General features: G+C 68.5%; 28 protein-coding genes. 11 read left to right on the top strand and 17 right to left on the bottom strand.

What is annotated here, in order from left to right; all coding sequences use genetic code 11:
* The first annotated feature begins 20 nt into the window (after positions 1-20).
* A complete protein-coding gene (locus BW733_RS12685) occupies positions 21-320 on the top strand; it encodes a hypothetical protein (RefSeq protein WP_237268190.1) in 300 nt (99 codons plus the stop codon).
* Between the two features lie 5 nt (positions 321-325).
* On the opposite strand, the gene BW733_RS12680 is transcribed toward BW733_RS12685, so the two are convergent.
* The 4 genes from BW733_RS12680 to dapA all read right to left on the bottom strand — a co-directional run bounded on the left by BW733_RS12680 (position 326) and on the right by dapA (position 3,783).
* Positions 326-748 (bottom strand): sec-independent translocase, encoded by a 423-nt coding sequence (locus tag BW733_RS12680; protein ID WP_077350988.1) that lies wholly within the window; start codon positions 746-748, stop codon positions 326-328.
* Positions 749-776: 28 nt separating this feature from the next.
* Positions 777-2,198, bottom strand: coding sequence for a zf-HC2 domain-containing protein (locus BW733_RS12675; RefSeq protein WP_077350986.1), 1,422 nt, complete (start codon positions 2,196-2,198; stop codon positions 777-779).
* Positions 2,199-2,777: an RNA polymerase sigma factor SigE gene (sigE, locus tag BW733_RS12670; RefSeq protein WP_077350984.1), complete on the bottom strand. Its 579-nt coding sequence runs from the start codon at positions 2,775-2,777 to the stop codon at positions 2,199-2,201.
* Positions 2,778-2,880: 103 nt separating this feature from the next.
* Positions 2,881-3,783: a 4-hydroxy-tetrahydrodipicolinate synthase gene (gene dapA, locus BW733_RS12665; protein ID WP_418361321.1), complete on the bottom strand. Its 903-nt coding sequence runs from the start codon at positions 3,781-3,783 to the stop codon at positions 2,881-2,883.
* Positions 3,784-3,944: 161 nt separating this feature from the next.
* Between dapA and BW733_RS12660 the strand changes: the two genes are divergently transcribed.
* Positions 3,945-4,589: an O-methyltransferase gene (locus BW733_RS12660; RefSeq protein WP_237268189.1), complete on the top strand. Its 645-nt coding sequence runs from the start codon at positions 3,945-3,947 to the stop codon at positions 4,587-4,589.
* 78 nt (positions 4,590-4,667) lie between these two features.
* On the opposite strand, the gene BW733_RS12655 is transcribed toward BW733_RS12660, so the two are convergent.
* Genes BW733_RS12655 through glgC form a run of 4 tightly spaced genes read right to left on the bottom strand, consistent with a single transcriptional unit; the run spans position 4,668 to position 7,059 of the window.
* Positions 4,668-5,144 carry an SRPBCC domain-containing protein gene (locus tag BW733_RS12655; protein ID WP_077350982.1) on the bottom strand — a complete coding sequence of 159 codons (477 nt, stop codon included), beginning with the start codon at positions 5,142-5,144 and terminating at the stop codon, positions 4,668-4,670.
* Positions 5,141-5,482, bottom strand: coding sequence for an ArsR/SmtB family transcription factor (locus tag BW733_RS12650; protein ID WP_237268188.1), 342 nt, complete (start codon positions 5,480-5,482; stop codon positions 5,141-5,143). The genes BW733_RS12655 and BW733_RS12650 overlap by 4 nt, the downstream gene beginning before the upstream one ends.
* A gap of 25 nt (positions 5,483-5,507) precedes the next feature.
* A complete protein-coding gene (locus BW733_RS12645) occupies positions 5,508-5,777 on the bottom strand; it encodes a hypothetical protein (RefSeq protein WP_237268187.1) in 270 nt (89 codons plus the stop codon).
* Between the two features lie 55 nt (positions 5,778-5,832).
* Positions 5,833-7,059: a glucose-1-phosphate adenylyltransferase gene (gene glgC, locus BW733_RS12640; protein WP_077350976.1), complete on the bottom strand. Its 1,227-nt coding sequence runs from the start codon at positions 7,057-7,059 to the stop codon at positions 5,833-5,835.
* A 97-nt stretch (positions 7,060-7,156) separates the two neighbouring features.
* Between glgC and glgA the strand changes: the two genes are divergently transcribed.
* On the top strand, positions 7,157-8,344 hold the full coding sequence (gene glgA, locus BW733_RS12635) for a glycogen synthase (protein ID WP_077352975.1): 1,188 nt from the start codon (positions 7,157-7,159) through the stop codon (positions 8,342-8,344).
* A gap of 67 nt (positions 8,345-8,411) precedes the next feature.
* Here glgA and BW733_RS12630 read toward each other — a convergent pair whose 3' ends face one another.
* The 8 genes from BW733_RS12630 to trhO form a co-directional block, all read right to left on the bottom strand.
* Complete coding sequence (locus BW733_RS12630; RefSeq protein ID WP_077350974.1) at positions 8,412-8,579, bottom strand: DUF3117 domain-containing protein; 168 nt, start codon at positions 8,577-8,579, stop codon at positions 8,412-8,414.
* A gap of 100 nt (positions 8,580-8,679) precedes the next feature.
* On the bottom strand, positions 8,680-9,228 hold the full coding sequence (locus BW733_RS12625; RefSeq protein ID WP_077350972.1) for a hypothetical protein: 549 nt from the start codon (positions 9,226-9,228) through the stop codon (positions 8,680-8,682).
* 2 nt (positions 9,229-9,230) lie between these two features.
* Positions 9,231-9,968, bottom strand: coding sequence for an LOG family protein (locus BW733_RS12620; protein WP_077350970.1), 738 nt, complete (start codon positions 9,966-9,968; stop codon positions 9,231-9,233).
* A gap of 13 nt (positions 9,969-9,981) precedes the next feature.
* Positions 9,982-11,037, bottom strand: coding sequence for a succinyl-diaminopimelate desuccinylase (gene dapE / locus BW733_RS12615; protein ID WP_077350968.1), 1,056 nt, complete (start codon positions 11,035-11,037; stop codon positions 9,982-9,984).
* Between the two features lie 240 nt (positions 11,038-11,277).
* Complete coding sequence (locus tag BW733_RS12610; RefSeq protein ID WP_077350966.1) at positions 11,278-12,120, bottom strand: transglutaminase family protein; 843 nt, start codon at positions 12,118-12,120, stop codon at positions 11,278-11,280.
* The gene (locus BW733_RS12605; protein WP_077350964.1) at positions 12,117-13,034 is read right to left on the bottom strand and encodes an alpha-E domain-containing protein; all 918 of its coding nucleotides are present in this window, start codon (positions 13,032-13,034) and stop codon (positions 12,117-12,119) included. Before BW733_RS12605 ends, BW733_RS12610 begins: the two co-directional genes overlap by 4 nt.
* The gene (locus BW733_RS12600) at positions 13,028-14,599 is read right to left on the bottom strand and encodes a circularly permuted type 2 ATP-grasp protein (protein WP_077350962.1); all 1,572 of its coding nucleotides are present in this window, start codon (positions 14,597-14,599) and stop codon (positions 13,028-13,030) included. The genes BW733_RS12605 and BW733_RS12600 overlap by 7 nt, the downstream gene beginning before the upstream one ends.
* Positions 14,596-15,531, bottom strand: coding sequence for an oxygen-dependent tRNA uridine(34) hydroxylase TrhO (gene trhO, locus BW733_RS12595; protein ID WP_077350960.1), 936 nt, complete (start codon positions 15,529-15,531; stop codon positions 14,596-14,598). Before trhO ends, BW733_RS12600 begins: the two co-directional genes overlap by 4 nt.
* Positions 15,532-15,693: 162 nt before the next feature.
* On the opposite strand from trhO, the gene BW733_RS12590 reads away from it, so the two are divergent.
* From BW733_RS12590 to BW733_RS18640, 8 genes are all read left to right on the top strand, one after another.
* Entirely contained in the window at positions 15,694-16,533 is an 840-nt protein-coding gene (locus tag BW733_RS12590; RefSeq protein WP_152024705.1) for a hypothetical protein, read from the top strand.
* Between the two features lie 10 nt (positions 16,534-16,543).
* A complete protein-coding gene (locus BW733_RS12585) occupies positions 16,544-16,975 on the top strand; it encodes a YrhA family protein (RefSeq protein WP_152024704.1) in 432 nt (143 codons plus the stop codon).
* Positions 16,976-16,986: 11 nt separating this feature from the next.
* Entirely contained in the window at positions 16,987-17,382 is a 396-nt protein-coding gene (locus BW733_RS12580) for a YbaB/EbfC family nucleoid-associated protein (protein ID WP_077350954.1), read from the top strand.
* A 1-nt stretch (position 17,383) separates the two neighbouring features.
* Entirely contained in the window at positions 17,384-17,707 is a 324-nt protein-coding gene (locus BW733_RS12575; protein WP_077350952.1) for a hypothetical protein, read from the top strand.
* 1 nt (position 17,708) lies between these two features.
* Positions 17,709-18,200, top strand: coding sequence for a WXG100-like domain-containing protein (locus tag BW733_RS12570; RefSeq protein ID WP_077350950.1), 492 nt, complete (start codon positions 17,709-17,711; stop codon positions 18,198-18,200).
* Positions 18,201-18,220: 20 nt separating this feature from the next.
* On the top strand, positions 18,221-19,153 hold the full coding sequence (dapD, locus tag BW733_RS12565) for a 2,3,4,5-tetrahydropyridine-2,6-dicarboxylate N-succinyltransferase (RefSeq protein WP_077350948.1): 933 nt from the start codon (positions 18,221-18,223) through the stop codon (positions 19,151-19,153).
* A complete protein-coding gene (locus BW733_RS17945) occupies positions 19,153-19,989 on the top strand; it encodes a hypothetical protein (RefSeq protein ID WP_152024703.1) in 837 nt (278 codons plus the stop codon). The genes dapD and BW733_RS17945 overlap by 1 nt, the downstream gene beginning before the upstream one ends.
* 152 nt (positions 19,990-20,141) lie before the next feature.
* Positions 20,142-20,462, top strand: a complete 321-nt coding sequence (locus BW733_RS18640) for a hypothetical protein (RefSeq protein ID WP_161490233.1) — start codon at positions 20,142-20,144, stop codon at positions 20,460-20,462.
* 331 nt (positions 20,463-20,793) lie between these two features.
* Here the strand turns inward: BW733_RS18640 and dapC are convergent, their stop codons facing one another.
* Positions 20,794-21,885 (bottom strand): succinyldiaminopimelate transaminase, encoded by a 1,092-nt coding sequence (dapC, locus tag BW733_RS12555; RefSeq protein ID WP_077350946.1) that lies wholly within the window; start codon positions 21,883-21,885, stop codon positions 20,794-20,796.
* Position 21,886 lies beyond the last annotated feature (1 nt).

Below are 21,886 nucleotides of genomic sequence, written 5' to 3'. Positions count from 1 at the left end.
TGCTGGTCATCGTCTGCTTCGTGCCTGCCAGCCACGCCGACGCGGTCCGCGCGGCGCTGGCGGGTGCGGGTGCGGGCGCCATAGGTGCCTACACCGCCTGCAGCTTCAGTTCCCGCGGCGAGGGCCGGTTCACTCCCGGAGCAGGGGCGGACCCGTTCCTGGGCGGGGTGGGCGCACCGAGCGTCGTTGACGAGGTCCGAATCGAGTGCGTGTGTCCGCGTGAGTGGGCGCACGACGCCGTCTCCGCGATGCTGCGGGCCCATCCCTACGAGGAGCCCGCCTACCACTGCTACGAGGCGCTCACGCTCGACGACCTCTGAGCTGGCTATGTCGCCTCGGGATCGAAGGGCGAGATCCTTGGCCCGACCAGCTCGAGGGCGGTCTCGGCCGGTTCGGCGATCGCCGAGGTCGCGGAAGACTTCTTCACGGCGCCTTCAGCCTCGCTCTTGCTCGTCTTGAGCATGTCCTGCGCCTCCTGCAGCTCGCGCTTCGCCTCGTCGATGAGAGCGACCTCGTTCTGCAACTGCTTGGCGATGAACGTCTTCGGGTTGAGATCCTTCAACTCCATGTTGGCGTACTCGGGGCCGAGCTCGGTGCCGATGGTGTTCTTGGCGTTGTTGGCGATGTCGCGCAGGTAGACGAAGACGCGGGCCGCCTTGCGGGAATACTGCGGCAGCTTCTCGGGGCCGAACATGACGACGGCCAGCACGAGAATGATGAGCAGATCTACCGCATCGATGCCGAACACAGGGCTACCGTACCCGGAGCCGCGGCGATCAGCCGACCGGGACCAGGCGGCCGAGGCCGGCCCTGACCCGATCCAGCAGCGAGGCGTGGTGCTCGGCGTGCTGAGGCAACTGCTCGCCGATCTCGCGGATCATCTGCTCGGAGCCGTTCGACGTCACCCAGACCACAGCCTCGTCGGCCTGCCAGAGGGCGACGGTCGGCGCTCCTGCGCGCTGGTCGACGAGCTCGCCGGAGCCCCCCTCGAGCGCCCCCTCGGTCCAGCCGACCACCGCCGACTCGAAGCCGTCGGAATAGACGAGCATCATGGAGCGGTGGCCCTGCCGGTCGGAGGACGAGTACGCAACGAGCGGCAGGCCTGCCACCTCCTGCGGGCATTCGGGCAGCCCGATGCACCAGCCTTCGGTCTGGCTCGCCGAGGCCGGTTCGAGGGAGATGTGCTGGGTGATGTCGTCGCTGAGCGTCGCGTCGCCGTAGTGGAGGTCCTTGTACCCCATAGCCAGCTGCACGTCGCCGGCGCCGTCATAGCGCTCGGTCCAGAGCAGGACGCCGGTCTGCGTGTCGAGCCACCAGGCGGCAGCCGGGGCACCGTCGACGGTGGCGAGCAGCCGGACGGCGCTGCGGTCGCCCACCTGTTCGGGAAGCATGCTCTCCGAGAAGGTCCACTCCTCCGGTGCCTCGACGGGGCGGGCCCCGAAGGCGGGCAGGAAGCTCGACATGAAGCGGTCGCCGCGGGCGTCGAGCACCTCGAGCTGGGCGCCCTCCCCCGCCACCTTCGTGGTGCGCACGTCGGCGGTGCGGTAGAGGCCCTTTCCGTCAGAGACCCACACCTTCTGGGTCCCGGTCAGGGAGGCGTCGGACTCGGTGGCCCCGCGGAGCAGGCGCGACGCTCGGTCGGCGGAGATCCTGGCGAGGCGACTGTCGGTGCCGCGCTGCTGGTAGCTGACGGACTGGCCGAAGTCGGCGCCACGCTCGGAGGCGAGCAGGACTGCACCCACCGCCTCGTTGACGCTGACCGCCGAGGTCGACATGGAGAACTGTTCACGGGCCGTCTTGACCGGGTCGGTGAGTCGTGCCGGGTCGGGGGCGATCAGCACGGCGAGCACGACGGCCGACATCACGACGGCGAGCAGCGCCACGCCGCCCTGGGCGACGCGGCGGGTCCTTGTCCGGCGGGCCGAGGGAAGCTCTCCGCTCCCGCTCGCCATGTAGAGCGGCATGCCTGCCGACTCCCCCGCGATGGACTCAAGCCTCGCCGCCAGGGCGTCGGGGGCGGTGGAGGTCTCACGGCAGCGGCTCAGTTCGCTGCACACCGAGGTGATGGCGGCAAGGTCGGCACGGCAGGCCGCACAACCTGCGAGGTGGTAGCTCACCTGCTCCCAGCGCTTGGGCGCGAGGGTGTCGTCGGCGTAGGCCGACAGGTCGTCGCGGATACGTGCGCAGCAGGCTGCCATCTAGTTGACCCCGGCGTAACGCGTCCGACCATCGGTGGGTGCCCTGTGCGCGAGTGCATCGCGCAGGGCGGCGCGGCCGCGGGCGATGCGGCTGCGCACGGTACCGAGCTTCACATCGAGCACCGCGGCGATCTCCTCGTAGCTGAGCCCCTCGATGTCGCACAGGACGACAGCGACCCGCTGCTCAGGCTTGAGCGCGTCCAGGGCGGCCGCGACGTCACCGTCGAGCTCGAGATCGGCGTGCAGCTCCTCCGGCCCGCTCGACGAGCCCCAGACGGCTTCCGGGGCGGCGCTGAGCGCGTCCATCCGGATCCGCTGGCGACGACGCGCCTGGTCGAGGAAGAGATTGATGGTGATGCGGTGCAACCAGCCCTCGAGGGTTCCGGGCTGGAAGGTGTGGATCGACTTGAACACCTTCACGAAGACGTCCTGCGTCAGATCCTCGGCATCGTGCGGGTTTCCCGTCAGGCGGTAGGCCAGTCGGTAGACCTGCGCGGAGTGGTCACGAACGAGTTCCTGCCAGGTGGGCGCGGTCCAAGCGGCAGGGTCAGCCTTAGCTGCCTTGTTGCCTCTGAACATTGAACGCCTCTCCATGTTTTCCAGCCTGACAGGTCAGTCTGTGAACAAGCTGTGAGTCCTACACAGCTTCAACGAACGGAAACCGCGAATCGTTCCTGCGGTTCTACTCGGTGAAGCCGAGGTTGTCCAGAAGCTGTGCGTAGTCGTGCACGACGTCCTCGTCCACCACGCCCATGGGGGCTCGGCACGGACCGACGCCGAAGCCGCGGGCGGCGAGGGTGGCCTTGACCATCATGCAGCCCTGCGTGGCGAAGACACCCCTGAAGGCGGGCAGCGCATGGCGGTTGGCCAGGATGGCCTCATCGACGCGACCCGCGAGGTGGTGCTCGATGATCTCGCGCGCCGCGGATGCCGTGAAGTGGGTGGAGGTGCCGACCACGCCCGCGCCTCCGACCGAGAGCAACGGCAGCAGCATGGCGTCGTCGCCGGCGTAGTAGGCCAGTTCGGTGTTGGCGAGGACAGCCGAGGAGGAGGCGACGTCGCCCTTGGCGTCCTTGACCGCGCGGATGTTGGGATGCTCCGCGAGGCGGATGATCAGGTCCTCGGGGATCGGCAGCCCTGCGCGGTGCGGGATGTCGTAGAGCATCACCGGGAGTTCGGTCGCATCGGCGACGGAGCGGAAGTGGGCCTCGAGGGCGTCGACCGGGGGTCGCGAGTAGTAGGGCGTGACGACCAGGAGTCCGTCCACACCGACCGATGCGGCCTGGCGGGCGAGCTCGATGGTGTGCTTCGTGGAGAACGTTCCGACGCCTGCCACGATGCTCGCCCTGTCGCCCACAGCTGTGACGACGGCGTCAAGGATGGCGCGCTTCTCGTCGTCGGTCGTGGTGGGAGACTCGCCCGTGGTTCCGTTGATGACGAGGCCGTCGTGCCCGAGGTCGTCGACAAGATAGGAGGCCAGTCGCGCTACCTGCGCGTAGTCGACCTCGGATCCATCGGGCGTAAACGGCGTTACCATCGCCGAAAGCACCCGGCCGAAGACGGGTGACATGTCGTCGTCGTTCATGACTCCTCCACGATGACGCCGCCCTGGGCCGTGGCTGGGGGCGTCACCTCGAACTGTGTGATGGTCGCCACCGGCCGCGTTGACGCGCGACGGAGGGTGGCGAGGTGGCTCATGCCGACATCTTAGGTCAAGAGGGCACGGCGCTTAGTAGGCTGGCCACCGTGAGCAACCCAGTCCATTCCCCCAACTCCGCCAGCTGGTCCTTCGCCGAGGACTACATCGCCCCCTCGCCCGACGTCGCCGAGGCCCGCGATGAGGCCACCGTGCACACCATCACCCCCATCTCCACAGGCGTTGCGGCCACGCTGAAGATGCTGACGAGGGCCGTCGACGCGAAGGCTGTCGTCGAGGTCGGCACCCTGATGGGCGCCTCCGGCCTGACCTTCCTCGAGGGCATGGCGAAGGACGGCATCCTGACCTCGATCGACGTCGAGGCGGACAACCAGATCCCGGCGCGGACGCTGTTCAACCGTGGCGGCTTCCAGTCGTCGCGGTTCCGGCTGATCGCCGGCTCGCCCATCGAGATCATGCCGAAGCTGCGCGACGGCGCCTACGACATCGTCTTCATCAACGGCGACAAGCTTGAGTACGTCGAGTACGTCGCCAGCGCTCTGCGCCTGCTGCGCCACGGCGGCCTCCTGATCGTCAACGACGTGCTGTGGAACAACCACGTCGCCGACCCCGAGGACGAGTCCGACGAGGCCATCATCATCCGCGAGGCGCTCGAGGCCGTGACCTCGAGCGAGTCCTACACGCAGGCGATGCTCCCGGTCGGCAACGGCCTGCTCGTCGCCGTCAAGGACTGAGCGGCGCCTCGCCCCGGCCGGAGATTCCGGCCGGGGCTGGCTGCTCACCTTGAGCAATCTCCTTCCCGACCCCAGCGGTCAGGCGGCCATCGGCTCGCCCGACTCCAGGAGGGTCTTGAGGTCAGAAAGCACCCACGGCCACCCGCCGCCGCCCTGACCGGGATGCGAGCCGCCGAGCACCTCGAGCGCGTACTCGGGGGCGGCGCTGAGGTCGTGGGTGAGCACCACCTTCGTCAGGCCGGGGTACTCGGTCAGCTCCCACACGAGCCGGGTCGGCTTCGACTCCGGATGCCAGGTCGGCGCCCATTCGAGTTCCAGGCGGGCAGGCGACTCAGCCGCGACGACGCGACCCTCGACGGCGACGTCGCCCATCCCCATCTGCTTCATCTCGTCGGTGGTCAGGTTCCGGTAGAGGCCGCCAGGGACGAGGTCGACCTCGACGCCTCCCCCGTAGCCCCATCTGGTCGAATACTCCGAGGTCGTGATGGCCTCCCAGACCTTCTGCCTCGGGGCGCGGATGTAGATGGTGTAGACCTGCAGGGTGTTCTCGCTCATATCGGGTTCTCCTTTTCGAGTTGCTGCTTCAAACTGATCAGGCCGGCGGAGATCTCCGCCCTGCCCGTGTACTTGCCGATCCACCTGTCATGGATCTGCTGGATCGGCACGGGGTTCAGGAAGTGGAGCTTCGAGCGCCCCACCTTCGTGGTCGAGACGAGATTCGCCTCCTCGAGGAGGCGCAGATGCTTCGCCACCCCGAACCGGGTCATCTCGACGTGCTGCGTGACGACGTCCTCCAACTCCGAGAGCGAGCGGCCGTCCCGCTCGAAGAGGGCGTCAAGGAGCAGCCGACGGACGGGGTCCGCCATCGCCTTGAACACCTGGTCGTCATCCATGCCTCGACGATATGTGACCATTTAGTCACATGTCAAGGGTCGGCTCCAGAAAGGTGACTGGCTTGTTGCGCTCGCGGGCATAGGCGATCTCGCGTCGGGTCGCCTCCCCGAGCACCCCGCCGCGGCTCAGCACGCGGACCTCGTCTGCGAGGTCGATGCGCCGCAGATGGAGCGCGCCGAGCGCCTCCCGCATGGACGCGGTCGGCTCGACGTCGACCGGCTCGGGGGCGAGCACGATCACCGACTCGGCCGTCAGTCGCCTGCGCTCCGACTCGAAGAGCTCACGCAGACGCATCGAGCCGCAGAGACACACGACCCGTGGCCGACCCGTCTCCATGGAAGGGGGTGGTTCAGTCGCGCGGGACGGTGACGCCCTTGCCGACCACGACGATGCCGCCGTCGGAGACGGTGAACCCTCGTGCACGGTCGTGCCCGTGGTCGACGCCGATCTGCACGCCGTCGGGGACAACGACGTTCTTGTCGAGGATCGCGCCGCGCACGACTGCGTCGCGCCCGATCTCGACGTTGTCCATCAGGACGGAGTCGGAGACCTGGGCCCACTTCTCGACGCGCACGTTCGGGCTGAGCACCGTCCGGTCGACCTCGCCGCCGGAGATGATGCAGCCGGGGGTGACGATCGAGTCCTCGGCGCGGCCACGGATCACGAACTTGGCGCCGGGGGCCTGGACCTGGTCGGTGAAGATCGGCCACTCGCGGTTGTACAGGTTGAACTCGGGCTCGACGCTTACCAGGTCCATGTGCGCCTCGTGGAAGGCGTCGATGGTGCCGACGTCGCGCCAGTAGTTGATGTCCTTCTCGGTGGCGCCGGGGACGCGGTTGTCCTTGAAGTCGTAGACCTGGGCCTGGCCCTGGTCGGTGAACCACGGGATGATGTCGCCGCCCATGTCGTGGCGCGCCGTCGGGTCGCTAGCGTCGGCGCGGAGGGACTCGATCAGCATGTCGCTGCTGAAGATGTAGTTGCCCATCGAGGCGAACGACTCGTCGGGCGAGTCGGGAAGGCCGGGCGGATCGGCCGGCTTCTCCAGGAAGCTCTTGATCTTGTGGTCGGCCCCCGCGTCGATGATGCCGAAGGCTGGCGCGTCCCTGCGGGGAACCCGGATGCCCGCGACTGTCGCGCCGAGGCCCGAGTCGATGTGCGCATCGAGCATCTGCGCGATGTTCATCCGGTAGATGTTGTCCGCCCCGAACACGACGATGTAGTCGGGCTTGGCGTCGAGGATCAGATTGAGGCTCTGGTAGATCGCGTCCGCACTGCCCTGGTACCAGCGTGGCCCGAGCCGCTGCTGGGCGGGCACGGGCGCCACGTAGTTGCCGAGCATCGTCGAGAAACGCCACGTCTTGGAGATGTGACGGTCGAGCGAATGGGACTTGTACTGCGTCAGCACGGCGATCTGGCGAAGATTCGAGTTCGCGAGGTTGGACAGCACGAAGTCGATCAGGCGGTAGGTGCCCCCGAAGGGCACTGCGGGCTTCGCCCGGTCTGCCGTCAGTGGCATCAACCGCTTGCCCTCGCCGCCTGCGAGGACGATGGACAGGATCTCTGGGCGTGCGACCATGCCATGAACCTATTGCCTAACGAGGGTCGCTAACAAGCAAATCCACGAAATCTCAGACCTATGTCCACTCCGGGTGTGAAACGATGCCGACATGACCATGAAGCTTGCCCTTCTGACCCGCGAATATCCCCCTTCGATCTACGGCGGCGCGGGCGTGCATGTGGCCCAACTCGTCCCCCAGTTGAGGCGTCTGATCGACGTCGAGGTCCACTGCATGGGCGAGCCTCGCGAGGGTGCGACGGCGCACTCCGAGGAGTACCCGCCCGGCGCGAACGCGGCCCTGCGCGTGCTCGGCGCGGACCTGTCGATGGCGGCGGCGGTCAGTGACGACGTCGACATCGTCCACTCGCACACCTGGTACGCCAACATGGGCGGGATGCTGAGCGCCCTGATGCTCGACGTTGCCCACGTCGTCACCTCACACTCGCTCGAGCCGCACCGCCCCTGGAAGGCCGAGCAGCTCGGCGGCGGCTACCGCGTCTCGTCCTGGGCTGAGAAGACGGCCTACGAGGCCGCCGATGCCGTCATCTCGGTGAGCGAGGGCATGCGTCGCGACGTCCTCGAGAGCTACCCGGACCTCGACCCGGCGAAGGTGCACGTCGTGCGCAACGGCATCGACACCGAGGAGTTCAAGCCCGACCGGGACACCGCGGTGCTCACCGAACTGGGCGTCGACCTCGACCGCCCGATCGTCGCCTTCGTCGGCCGGATCACCCGCCAGAAGGGCCTCGTCCACCTCGTCCGCGCAGCAAAGCAGTTCGACCCGGACACCCAGCTCGTCCTGCTCGCAGGCGCCCCCGACACCCCGGAGATCGCCGCAGAGTTCGAGGAGGCCTTCGCCGACCTGCAGCAGCAGCGCTCCGCCCCGGTGATCTGGGTCCAGGAGATGCTGCCGCGTGCCTCGGTGCGCCAGGTGCTGACCCACGCGACCGTTTTCGCCTGCCCCTCCATCTACGAGCCGCTCGGCATCGTGAACCTCGAGGCGATGGCCTGCGAGACGGCGGTCGTGGCCAGCGCGGTCGGCGGCATCCCGGAGGTCGTCGTCGACGGAGAGACTGGCCTGCTTGTCGCCTACGACCCGGCGAAGGCGGGCGATCCGGAGTTCGTCACCGCGTTCGAGGCCGACTTCGCGGAGAAGGTCAACCGGCTCACCCGCGACCCCGAACTGGCCCGCCGCTTCGGCGAGGCGGGCAGGCAGCGTTGCATCGACGAGTTCTCCTGGGCGAAGATCGCCCAGCAGACGGTGGACGTCTACAACGCCGCCATCGCAGCGCAGGGCGCCTGATCCAGACACAACGCGACGGGGCGGTCCCAGCAAGGGACCGCCCCGTCGGCGTGTCAAGGGTCTCGGCTCAGCCGACAACTTCCTTAAGTGCGTTGAGGAGATCGGTCGCCTCCGTGGCGTTCATCTCGACGACGAGGCGTCCTCCCCCGTCGACCGGAACACGCATCACGATGGCGCGGCCTTCCTTCGTGACCTCCATCGGCCCGTCGCCCGTGCGGGGCTTCATCGCTGCCATTTGCCACCCTCATCCTCTTGTTGCCGAACTGTGGTTGGCCTCCATTATTCCTTATCTGGCCAACAGAGGGCGGCTGAGGGCCCAAATCCGGCCGCGTAGCCTACCCGTCAGATCGCCTCGGCACGTCCGCAGCTGACGATTGCGCGGATCTTTCCGGCGCGTCTGCACGAGTGTTCGCGTCGGCCCTGAAGAGTTCGTCGCCGAGCAGTGTCTGCGGCGCAGCGCCCGGTTCGGCGGCCCTCGCGGGCGAGGCCGGCTGCTGCCCGTCACCGAAGAGCCAGTCGGGCACCGCCGGGTCGGCCGGTGCGGAGACAGCGGCCTGCTGCAGCTTCACCCGCTCGAGGATCTCGTCGACGACGGCCATGTCGTAGCCGCCGCTGCGCACATCGAAGCGCGCCTGGTCGACCGGTCCGGCCGTGCCGGCCACGACCGCCTCGAGGTAGTCATCGACCTGGGGCGTAGAGTACCCGCTGCCGCGCGTCGGCAGCATCAGAGCGCTCAGGAACTGTGCGTCGACCGGGCCATCGGGGATCCGACCACGGGCCGCGTCGAGCACCGGTTTCGCCTGCATCTCACCGAACCGGCCGAGCGCGACGGCGACCGCAAGCGCGATGACGACGAACCCGAAGGCGAAGACGATCCAGGACACGTTCAGACCGTCCCGAACTGTCCGGGCGCGCCCATGGCCGCGACCGCCTCGTCGACATCGTCGGTGACGGTGACCAGGTCCAGGTCCTCGGGCGAGATGAATCCGCCCTCGGCGACGGTGCCGCGGATCCAGTCCATCAGCCCCGTCCAGTAGGCCGTGCCGAACAGCACCATCGGGAAGTGGGTGACCTTCCCGGTCTGGATCAGGGTGAGCGCCTCGAACAGCTCGTCCATGGTGCCGAAGCCGCCCGGCATCGTGACGAAGCCCTGGCTGTACTTGAGGAACATGGTCTTGCGGACGAAGAAGTAGCGGAAGTTCACTCCGATCGAGATGTAGTCGTTCATCCCCTGCTCGTGCGGAAGCTCGATCCCGAGGCCCACCGAGCAGCCGCCCGCCTCATAGGCACCCTTGTTTCCTGCCTCCATGATGCCGGGGCCACCGCCGGTGATCACCGCGAAGCCCTTCTCGACGAGCTTGCGGGCCAGTTCCTCGGTTGCCTTGTACATCGGGTCCTCGGGCCGGGTGCGCGCCGACCCGAAGATGGAGACGGCCGGCTCGAGCTTGTTCAGGGCATCGAAGCCTTCGACGAACTCCGACTGGATCCGCAGCACACGCCAGGGGTCGCGCTGCGACCACTCGTGCTCTTCCCTTCCCTCGAGGAGGGCCTGGTCGGCCATCGGCTGGGCGTGCTCCTTGCCGCCAAGCAGGACGGCGCCTTGTCTGCGCTTCGGCTGGGTCATCGGTACTTCCTTCTCAGCTGAGGAAACGGCGGAGGGCCGCCGCACACGTGTCGAGGTCCGCGACAGGGCAGAACTCGTCCGCCCTGTGCGCGTATGACGGGTCGCCCGGACCGTAGTTCACGGCAGGCACTCCGAGTTCGCTGAACCGGGCGACGTCGGTCCAACCGTACTTGGGATGGGCCTCAGCCCCTACAGCCGTGACGAACTCCCGCGCGAGTTGCCTGTCAAGGCCCGGCCGCGCGGCCGGGGAACTGTCGGTGACGTGGAGCTCGTAGCCGGGGAACCAGGCCTCGATCCGCGCCAGCGCCTCATCGGCGCTCTTGTCCGGCGCGTAGCGGTAGTTGATGCTCAGCACCGCCGACGGCGGGATCATGTTGGTGGCCACGCCCCCGCTCACCCCGACGGCGTTGAGCCCTTCGCGGTAGACGAGGCCCTCGACCTCGATCTCCTCCGAGACGTAGGCGGCGAGGGTGTCGAGCGCGGGAGCGAGCGCGTGGATCGCGTTGACGCCCATCCAGGCCCGAGCGCTGTGCGCCGCGGTGCCGGTGGTGACAAGTTCGACCCGGATCGTGCCCTGACAGCCGCCCTCGATCTGGGCGCTGGTTGGTTCCATCAGGATCGCGAAATCGGCCTCGATCAGGTCAGGTCGGTTGCGGGAGAGCCGCCCGAGGCCGTTGCGGGCCGCGTCGACCTCCTCATGGTCGTAGAAGATCCAGGTGAGGTCGCGCGACGGCTCCGTGATCTCCTCGGCCAGGCGCAGCATGACGGCGACGCCACCCTTCATGTCGCAGGCGCCGCGTCCCCACACCACGTCACCCTCGGGCCGCTCTTCGTAGCGGGAGGGGAGGTTGTCGAGCAGCGCGACGGTGTCCAGGTGGCCTGCGATGACGACGCGCTCGCCGAGGCCGAGGCCCGTGCGGGCGACGACGCAGTCCCCGTCGCGGAACACTTCGAGATGGTCCAGCCCGCTGAGCCGCGCCTCGACGAGGTCGGCCAACTCGCGCTCGTTCCCGGAGACCGACTCGATGTCCATGATCTCCTGCAGCAGTGCCGCCAGCTCGCTCGCCATGGTGCTGAGCGTAGCAAGGGCCCATCGCCGATCCGGGCGGTTCCCCCGCACCCCGACCGGCTCGTGCCTCGCTGGCTCGCGATGTGGACGTCGCCGCGCCGGGAGCAGCAGGACCGTTGCCTGGCCCGGGTCGCGATCGGGCGTTTCGTGGCGCTGCCGCCGGCGTCTGTCGATGCCTGCTGGAGGCTCCGCTGACGAACCCGCGTGACCGGCTGCGTGCAGGCGGCCGCTAACGCAGGCTCAGGTGAGGCGGGTCATTTCGACCGACACGTACATCTCCGAACTGCCGGAGCCGGTGTAGATGCCGCGCAGCGGGGGCACGTCGGAGTAGTCGCGGCCGAAGCCGACCTCGACGTGGCTGCCGCTCGGGACCGAGCCGTTGGTCGGATCGAAGCCGAGCCATTCGCCGTCGAAGTACTGCAGCCAGGCGTGCGACTCGCCGACCAGCACCTCGCCGACCGCCGGATCGGGGCGCTGGACGACGTAGCCGGAGACGTAGCGCGCAGGGATGCCCATGGAGCGCAGGCCGCCGAGGGTCAGGTGGGCGATGTCCTGGCAGACCCCCGCCCCCTTCTCCCAGACCTCGGCAGCCTGGGTGTGCACCTGCGTGACGCCCGGCACGTAGCCGACGGTGTCGCGCAGCCGCCGGGTCAGCTCGACCACGGCGTCGCCGGGGGTCGCAGACTGTGCGCGCACCGACTGGGCGATCCGGGCCACGTCGCGGTGCGGCCGGACGTAGCCGGTCAGGTTCAGCAGCTCGCCGTAGCGGTCCCGCAGGTCTGGGTCGTCGAGGCCGGCCCAGCCGAGCGGCTCCTCCGCGCGGGAGACCTCGTGGATGTCGACGGTGGACGTCGCCACCACCTTCAGCTCCGAGTGGCGCTCGTGGATCTCGAAGGCTGTGGTGGAGGTGCCCCAGTAGTCGCGGTAGCTGTTGGTCCAGGCCACCGGGGTGATGTCCAGCCTGCTGGAGAGCACCAGTTGCCTGCGCGAGGTGAGCGGCGTCATCCTCGCTTCGTTGAACGAGTCGGTCGCCCCGCCGTCATAGCGGTAGCCCGTCGTGTGCACGATGCGGTACTGGCTCACCAGGCACCCCCAACCCACTCCGCGGCGGCGGAGCCCTCGAAGTAGCGTTCGGAGATGGCCTGCGTCGCCTGGGTGCAGACGACCTGCAACCTCGCCATCTCATCGGGCAGATCGCGCAGGATCTCGTCGGGGGGCAGGTACTCGAGGCTCGCCCGCGCCGCGCCGAGCAGGCGCATGGCTGGGTCGTCGGGCCTGATCCGCAGCCCGCTCGGGCCGAGCTGCGCGAGCGACTCGACCGCGGTGTTGAGGGTGTAGATCAGGCTCCTGGGAAACAGCCGGTCGAGCATCAGGAACTCGGCCGCATCGCGGTCGGAGGCGAGCGCCCCGTAGCGCTGCACGAACGCGTGGTGGGCGCCGCAGCCGCTGAGCACGTGGTCCCACGCGCGCTGCGAATTCGACGTGACCGACGGCGTCGACAGGAGGCGCGAGGTCATGTCGATGCGTTCGATGCTGCGGCCGAGCGTCAGGAACAGCCACCCCTCGTCGTGGCTCATCGTCGAATCGGCGAGGCCCGAGATGACCGCGCACCGCTCGCGGACGAACTTGAACATCGAGGCGGGCCGCATGCGCTGCAGGCGTCCGCCGCGCACCGCGAGCCAGGTGGTGTTGATCGACTCCCACACCTCTGTGGAGACGGTCTCGCGGGCCCTGCGGGCCGACTCGCGGGCGCTGCCGAGCGCGGCGAGGAAGCTCACCGGCGAGGCCTCGTCGTAGCAGAGTTTCGCCAACACGTCGGGCTTCTCGTCGGCCGGCTGTCCCATCAGCAGGAACAGGTCGTTTGCGGCCTGCACCTCGTCGAGGGTGGGGTCGTCGAGGCTCTGGTGCAGGTGCACTTCGACGATCCGGCAGGTGTCCTCGGCCCGCTCGAGGTAGCGGCCGATCCAGAAGAGGGCGTCGGCGATCCTGCTCAGCATGACGACTCCCCCGACTGCTGCTGCTGTTCGTGCTGGTGGCGGATCACGCGGTCGACGACCTGGTCGCTGAGCGGCACCGGCGAGGCCATCCGCTGCGCCTGCCTCGCCTGCTTCTGCGACTGCCGGGCGCGGGCACCGGTGAGCACCCACGTGTCCTTCGAGCCGCCGCCCTGCGACGAGTTAACGATCAGTTCGCCCTCGGGGAGGGCGACACGGGTGAGACCACCGGGCAGCACGTAGATCCCCTCGGAGCCGCCGTTGACGACGAAGGGCCGCAGATCCACGTGGCGTGGCCTCAGCTGGCCGTCGATCATCGTCGGCACGGTGGAGAGCTGTACCACCGGCTGTGCGATCCAGCCGCGCGCGTCCTTCAGGATCTGCCTGCGCAGACGCTCCAACTCGTCGGCTGAGGCACGGGGGCCGATCACGATCCCCTTGCCCCCGGAACCGTCGACGGGCTTGACCACGAGCTCATCGAGCCGGTCGAGCACCTCCTCGCGCGCCTCAGGCTCCTCGAGCCGCCAGGTGTCGACACTGGCGAGGATCGGTTCCTCGCCGAGGTAGAAGCGGATCAGGTCGGGCACATAGGTGTAGACGAGCTTGTCGTCTGCCACACCGTTGCCGACGGCGTTGGCGATCGTGACGTTGCCCGCGCGGGCGGCGTTCAGCAGGCCGGCGCAGCCGAGCAGCGAGTCGGCTCGGAAGACGGCGGGGTCGAGGAACTCGTCGTCGATGCGGCGGTAGATGACGTGCACGGGCCGGAGTCCTCGGGTGGTGCGCAGCGACACGCGTCCACCGTGCGCGACGAGGTCGCGGCCCTCGACCAGTTCGACGCCCATCATCCTGGCGAGCAGCGCGTGCTCGAAGTAGGCCGAGTTGTAGACGCCAGGGGTGAGCACGACGACCGTTGGTTCGGTGATGCCCGACGGGGCGGCCGCGCGCAGGGCCTTGAGCAGCTCGGACGGATAGTCCTCGACCGGCCGGATCCGGTGCTTGCCCGCGACCTCGGGGAGCGCCGAGTTCATCGCCCGCCTGTTCGTCATGACGTAGGACACCCCTGACGGGCTGCGCACATTGTCCTCGAGCACGCGGTAGACGCCGTCGTCGCCGCGGATCAGGTCGATGCCCGCGACGTGGACGCGCACACCGTTGGCGGTGATCAGGCCTGCGACCGGTCGGTGGAAGTGGGGAGACGAGGCGACCACATGGCGCGGGATGACGCCGTCGGTGAAACACCTTCCCTCGGTGTAGATGTCGTCGAGGAAGGCCTCCATGGCGCGGACCCGCTGCCTGCTGCCCGCCTCGACGTGGGCGAACTCGTCGGCCTGCATCACCCGCGGCACGATGTCGAGCGGGAAGGGCCGCTCCTCTCCCCCGATGTCGAAGGTGACGCCCTGGTCGATGTAGACCGAGCTCAGGTACTCGGCGCGCGAACGCACCTCTTCGAGGCCGAGCCGGTCCAACTCCGCCGCGACCGAACGCAGCGCCGGCCGCACCCCGTCGGGGCCGACCATCTCGTCGTAGGCGGCCTGCCCGCGGGGGTAGTCGTCGAAGAGCACACTCATGGGAGACAAGGGTATTGGGCCGCGGAGTCGCTGGGCTGTCGGACGGGACGGTGTTGCAGACAGCCGACCCCTTCCACCCCGCACGCGGGGCAGGTGACGAGCCGGACCCGGCAGGCGAGGTCGTGGCAGTTCTGCAGGCGCGACGTCGCGGTGCCGCACGCGTGGCAGGCCCCGATGTTTTCGGCGCCCTCTGGCAGGAGGACTTCTCGCCCGTCGAACACGGTGAGGCCGCCACGCCAGCGGGACCCCGACCCGAAGCGCTCGAGGTAACGTGCGATGCCGCCGTCGAGCTGGTAGACCTCCTCGAACCCGCGCTCCACCATCAGGGCGCTCAGCACCTCGCAGCGCACGCCACCGGTGCAGTAGGTCACGACCGGGCGCGACTTGAGATGGTCGTAGCGCCCCGAGTCGAGCTCGTTCACGAAGTCGTGGGTGTTGTCCACCTCAGGCACCACCGCGTCGGCGAAGCGTCCGACGGCCGCCTCGACGCGGTTGCGGCCGTCGAAGAAGACTACGTCGTCGCGACTGTCGGCCAGTTCGTCGACCTGCTCCGGGGTGAGCCGGGTGCCACCGCCCACCACGCCCTCCGCGTCGACGTGCAGCGTGTCGGCCACGCCGAAGGCGACCAGTTCGCTGCGGCGCTTCACGCTGAGCCGCGGGAAGTCCAGGCTCGCCCCCTGGGCGTCCAGGCCCGTCCCGTCGGACCACTTGACGTCGAGCTCCCGGAGCGGCGGGTAGCCCTTCGTGGCCTTGAGGTAGGCCTTGCAGGCGTCGATGTCTCCGCCTACGGTGGCGTTGATGCCGTGCGGGGAGACGATGATCCTGCCTCGCAGCCCGAGCCGCAGGCACAGCTCCTGCTGCCAGCAGCGCACCGCCTCCGGGTCCGCAAGGGGTGTGAACCGGTAGAAGAGCAGGATCTTGGAGATGGCCATGGCGCGCAGTCTAGTGAGCGCGCCGGCGGCGCCATTGCGGGCGCCTGGCACGGGCGGAGGGCCGGGCTCTGCGGCGCGGACTCAGCACCCGACTAGGTACACGTACCCAATTGCTCGGCGACCTGGCTCGGTTGGACCCCTACCGTCCTTAGGATCCGTTACGTGAGTACCTCAAGCCAGATGGGCACTACGGGAATCTTCGCGAAGATGGTCGCGAAGTTCCTCGTCAAGTGGATCAAGAAGACCATGGACAAGGGGTCGGGCTCTCAGCCCACCCCCGCCCTCTCGGCCGTGCCCTCCGAGGTCGCCGGCCGATCCGACCGGGACCGTGCTCACGAGAACCTGGGCGCACACACCGGCTACACCGGCCCCCGCGCGAGCGAAATGCCGCAGCAGGCAACCGCGCTCCAGGGCGGCACCTACGGCACCCACGCCGGCTCGAGCGGCCCCCGGGCAAGCGAAATGCCGCAGCACGCCACCGCGCTCCAGGGCGGCACCTATGGCACCCACGCCGGCTCGAGCGGCGCCCGGGCAAGCGAAATGCCCCAGCAGGCCACAGCGCTCCAAGGCGGCACCTACGGCAAGCACCGCGGCGTGACCACCCAGGCCTGCACCTGCGAGAAGGCGACCTACGATCCGTCCGACGTCGAGCGACGCCTCGCGGCGATGTGGAACACCGGCGAGCGTGAGGCCCGCAACGCGGCGCTGCGGGCGGCCGACGCCGAGGCGCTGCGCGCAGGCGGCATGAACGACAACCAGCTGGCGCAGGCGGGCAACGGAAGGGTGCCGAGCGGCTATCAGATGGAGAAGGTGCCTGCCAGCGAGGCGGCCCCGTCGCACTACCAGCTCGCCCCGCTCAACCAGCAGTCGCAGTGCAACTGCAACGCCGTCAACGACACCATCTTCTCGATGCAGTTCGGCAACGTCTCCCTGATCTCGCTCCCGATCGGCGGTCAGCAGGTGACCATCGTGCTCGGCGGCGCCGCGGTTCTGGCGGGTTGAGATGCGCACCATGAGTGACTGGGTCGACTACGCGGAGGCTCAGGGCTTCCCGCAGCGCGGTGGCGCCTCTGACACCGAGATCGAGCAGATCGGGTCGGCGTTCGCGCGCCAGTTCACGATCCCGCTTCCCTCCGACTACGCCGATCTGCTCCAGATCAGCAACGGTTTCGACTTCGACGGGATCGTCGTCTACGGCACCCGCGACCAGGACGACGCCGACGGTTTCCTGCCTGGGCTCTTCGACTCGAACGAGCGCCTGATCCACGGCGTCGAATCCATCGACACCCCACTTCGCTTCGTCGGTGAGACCGGCGACGTGCTGTTCGCCTACGACACCGTCGAGCACCAGTGGAAGGCGGTCGCACGCTACGGCTGGCACACCGTCTTCCGCTTCTCCTCCTTCGGCGAGCTGTTCGACGCCGTCCTGACCACGACCCAGTAAGGATCCACACCATGAACGAACTCGAAGACATCCTGAGCCGGCTCGGCGCCGAGCTCGAGAAGCCGCTCCCCGCGGTGGAGGTCCCCACCGTCGAGGCCGAGGGCACCTCCGAGGATCAGATGGTCAGGGTGAGTGTGACCGGCGGTCAGGTCAGCGGCATCGTGATCGACCCCCGCTCGATGCGCAAGTCGAGCGTCGAACTCGCCGACGACCTGATGCAGGCGATGAACGCAGGCCTCAAGGCCCACGCGGACGCGCTGATGGTCGCCATGCAGGCCCAGGCCCCCGATCCGACCTCCCTCTCCACCGAACTGGACGCGGTGGCCGACGAGGCGACAAAGACGCTGAGCGACTACCTCGATCTGATGACCCAGATGATGGAGTCGACTGCCGCGAAGGAGGGCTGAGATGTCCACAGACATCGTCTTCTCCCCCGAGTCCTACAAGAAGGCCGGCGGCATCATTGAGGAGGCCACCCAGTTCATCAAGGACGAGATCGACAAACTGATCGACTCCGTCACCGACTTCGACGCGCTCGGCACCAACGACACCGTCGGCAAGATCGCCAACCAGCTGTACCAGGTGTTCATCGAGGCGTTCCGCGAGATCGTGCACGGCCTCATCGACGGGCTGGTCGACCAGTCCGAGACGCTCCGCCAGGTCGGCGAGCTGTACCAGAACACGTCGGAGGCCGCGAGCTCGCTCGCCGCCCTCATCGGGAAGGACTACTGAGATGAGCATCACGCTGCCCGGCGCGCTGACCATGTTCACGCAGCTGATCGGCTTCACCTTCCCGGAGGGCAAGGAGACCGAGATCATGCAGTGGGCGCAGAAGTGGCAACGCTTCTCCGACGCCGTGACCAAGCTGGTCGAGAGCACCCAGAAGGCCGCCGACTACGTCAAGGACAACAACCAGGGCGCAGCGCAGACGGCGTTCACCCAGAACTTCGAGGGGAATAACTCGCCGAAGGACGTCTCGGAGAACCTGTCGAAGGCGGCCAAGATCACCGGCACCTGCCTGCTGGTCGTCGGCGCCGCCATCCTGGTCCTGAAGATCATCTCGATCGTCGACCTGTCGGTGTTCTGCGCCAAGTACTGGTCGGCCATCGCGGCCATCCCCGCCACCTACGGCGCCTCGCTCGGCTGGATCCCGCCCGCGCAGGCGATCTGCAAGTCCGCGGTCCAGATGGCCATCGAGATGGCGGCCAAGAAGGTTCTCGGCTGATCTCACCTAGAATCGGCGCTATGACCAACGAGAGCCGCACCGCCTGGGCCTGGGGCCTGGGCACCGTCCACACGACCGGAGCCGTCCTGGATGCCTGGTACCCCGAGCCGAGCCTCGGCAACGACGTCACCGACGAGCCCCCGTCCCTGCTGGCGGAGGCCCAGCACGTCGATGAGATCCGCCAGGTCGAGACGAAGGTGGTGCGCGTCGAGATCGATCTCGATGCCGCCCCCGAGACGGTCGAGGACGCGTACCTGCGCCTGCATCTCCTGAGCGCACGGCTCGTCGCGCCGCACGGCCAGAACCTCACCGGCATCTTCGGCGTGCTGCCGAACAATGCCTGGACGACCGCCGGCCCCGTCCGGATCGGCGACGTCAACCGGGTCCGCACCCTGCTGCGTTCGCGCGGTGAGCAGCTGACCGTCTACGGGATCGACAAGTTCCCCCGCATGGTCGACTACATCGTCCCCGCAGGGGTCCGCATCGCCGACGCCGACCGCGTCCGTCTCGGCGCCCACCTCGCCGAGGGCACCACCGTCATGCACGAGGGCTTCGTGAACTTCAACGCGGGCACGCTCGGCACCTCCATGGTCGAGGGTCGCATCTCGGCCGGGGTCGTCGTCGGCGACGGCACCGATGTCGGCGGAGGCGCCTCCATCATGGGCACCCTCTCGGGCGGCGGCCAGGAGGTCATCTCGCTGGGTGAGCGCTGCCTCCTCGGCGCCAACTCGGGCGTCGGTATCTCGCTCGGCAACGACTGTGTGGTCGAGGCGGGCCTCTACGTCACCGCGGGCACGAAGGTTGCGCTCAGCGAGGGCGAGATCGTCAAGGCGCGCGAGCTGAGCGGCCAGAACGACCTGCTGTTCCTGCGCGATTCGGTCCACGGCAATGTCCGGGTCCTGCACCGCCGCGGTTCGAAGGTCGAGCTCAACTCCGAGCTGCACAACAACTGATGCGCAAGCCTCTGGTCGTCACGCTGGTCGTCGTCATCGTACTTGGTGCGCTCGGGTTCGGCGGCTGGCAGGCCTACCAGTACCTGTACCAGCGCTTCACGCCTGAACAGTGCGAGGTGCTGGTCCCCGGAAAGGAACAGCCAACGACCCTCTCCCAGGAGCAGGCCCGCAACGCGTCGATCATCGTCGCCGTCTCCGTCGAGCGTGGGCTCCCGGAACAGGCGGCGGTCGTGGCGATCGCCACCGCCTACCAGGAGTCGGCGTTGCGCAACCTCGACTACGGCGACCGCGACTCGCTCGGCCTCTTCCAGCAGCGCCCCTCCTACGGCTGGGGCACGGAGGAGGAGATCATGGATCCCTGGTACTCCTCGAACCGGTTCTACGAGGAACTGGTCAAGTTCGACAACTGGGAGAGCACCGACGTCAACGACATGGCGCAGAAGGTGCAGCGCAGCGGCTTCCCCGAGGCATACCGCAAGCACGAGGCCAACGCCCGTGCCATCGCGGGGGCCCTGCGCGGGTCGGCGCCGGAGACGTTTTCGTGTCTGAGCTTCGAGGAGGCCCCGACGGCCGACGAGGCCGCCTTCGAGCGGGTGCTGGCCACCTTCGGCGACGCCGTCACCACCGCAACCGAGGGCTCGAAGCTCATGATCACGGCGGCCGATGACACCACCTTGTGGGCCGCCGCGCAGCAGATGGTCGCCAACAGCTACGACGGCGGCGTGACCTCCGTCGTGGTCGGCGACCGTGAATGGGAGCACACCAGGCAGGGATGGCACGAGGCGAAGACCCCCGCACCGGCATCGACGGCCGTCGTCACCCTCGGCGGTAGCTGAGCCACCGCCGCCGAGCCTGATCCTTGTCTCAGCCGGCGCGCACCGGGGCAGGATCGTCCTGAGCCGTTCCGGGGCGGTGCGTCGCGGGTCGCCCAGGTAGATCTCGTGGTGGCGGCCCGACATGGTGAGCCCCTGTTGCGGATGAACTCGTGATGCATCCGCGCCAGCACCGGACCCTCGTCGTCGTAGGACCCGATGTGCAGCGTCTGCACGACGAGTCCCTCGTCGAGTTCGGCTCTTCGCAGCAGGTCGAGGGCCGGCGCGTTGCCCTTCGCCGCGACCTCGGCTCGCACCGTCTCGTAGGCCGCCTCGTCCATCCAGGCGGGCACGAGGATATGAGCGTCCACGACCAGCGTGACTTGTCGCGCGCCTGCGTGAACGAGTCCATGGCGTCGGCCCACCACAGCCCCTCGAGCGGCATCACGGCGTGGTCCCTGCCGAGGACCCGCGCGCTGTGGAACCTCAGGCCGTAGGCCATCGGGTACAGCGTCTCAAGGGCCTCCCGGTAGGCGGAGGCGGTGTTCGGATCGCCGTGCCCGTCGATCATCAGGTACTACACCGCACCGCGTGACCACCTCGAAGCGGCCACGCGGTGCGGTGTAGGAGGCGATCTCACGCCGCAGGTCAACCTTGTCCATGACCCCATGATCGGCCCTCCCACCGTGTGAGGTTCAACCGAGGGGATGCTCCACCGGCGGCCGCAGCGAGGCGCCAGGCGAACGGGTCAACGTTCCATGGGAGCTGACGCTGCGCGAGTCGACGCTCGGCGTCGCCTGAGCCGGGAAGGCGCCCGACCCGCCTCGCTCAGGCCGTGAGCCGCGCGGCTGCGGCCGCGATGCGTTCGTCGGTCGCGGTCAGCGCGATCCGTACGTGCCGCGCGGCCTTCGGGCCGTAGAAGTCGCCGGGGGCGGCGAGGATGCCACGCTCCGCAAGCCAGGCGACCGTGTCGCGACAGGGCTCGTCGCGTGTGGCCCACAGGTAGAGCGAGCCCTCCGAGTCGTCGATCCGGAAGCCTGCGGCCTCGAGGGCAGGGCGCAGGCTCGCGCGCCGCGCGATGTAGCGGCCGCGCTGGGCATCGACGTGGTCACAGTCGCCGAGCATGGCCACCATCGCGGCCTGGATCGGGGCGGGAACGATCATCCCCAGATGCTTGCGGACGGCGACGAGCTCCTGCACGATCGCCGGATCGCCTGCCACAAAGCCGGCGCGGTAGCCGGCAGCGTTCGACCGCTTGGACAGCGAGTGCAGGGCAAGCAGGCCCGTGAGGTCGCCGTCGTTGACCCTCGGATCGAGCACGGAGACCGGTTCGGCTTCCCAGGCGAACTCGCCGTAGCACTCGTCGCTGGCGAGCACCGCGCCGCGCTCCCTCGCTGCGGCGACGAAGGCGCGCAGCTCGTCGAGGCCGAGGATCCGCCCGCTCGGGTTGGCGGGCGAATTGATCCAGATCAGCCTGGCGTCATCGGGGATCGTGGCGGGGTCGTCTGAGGCAACGGGGCGCGCGTGCGCGGTGAGCGCGCCGACCTCGTAGGTGGGGTAGGCGCACTCGGGGAAGACGACGGCGTCGCTCACCCCCAGCCCGAGCAGTGTCGGCAGCCAGGCGACGAGCTCCTTCGTGCCGACGACCGGGAGCACGCATTCGTCGGTGAGCTCGACACTTCGCCAACGCGAGGCGAGGTAGTCGATGATCGCCTTGCGGGTGGCGGGGGCGCCCCACACCGTCGGGTAGCCAGGGGCCTGTCCGGCGGCGGTGAGCGCGTCGACAGCCACCTGCGGCGTCGGGTCGACCGGCGTGCCGACCGAGAGGTCGACGATGCCGTCGGGGTGTTCGGATGCGATCCGCTTGGCCTCGCTCAGCGTGTCCCAGGGAAAATCGGGCAGGCGGGAGCTCAGCCCCATG

The organism is Tessaracoccus flavescens (genome assembly GCF_001998865.1).
GTDB classification, from domain to species: Bacteria; Actinomycetota; Actinomycetes; order Propionibacteriales; family Propionibacteriaceae; genus Arachnia; species Arachnia flavescens.
This window is presented reverse-complemented; position numbering and strand designations above follow the sequence as displayed.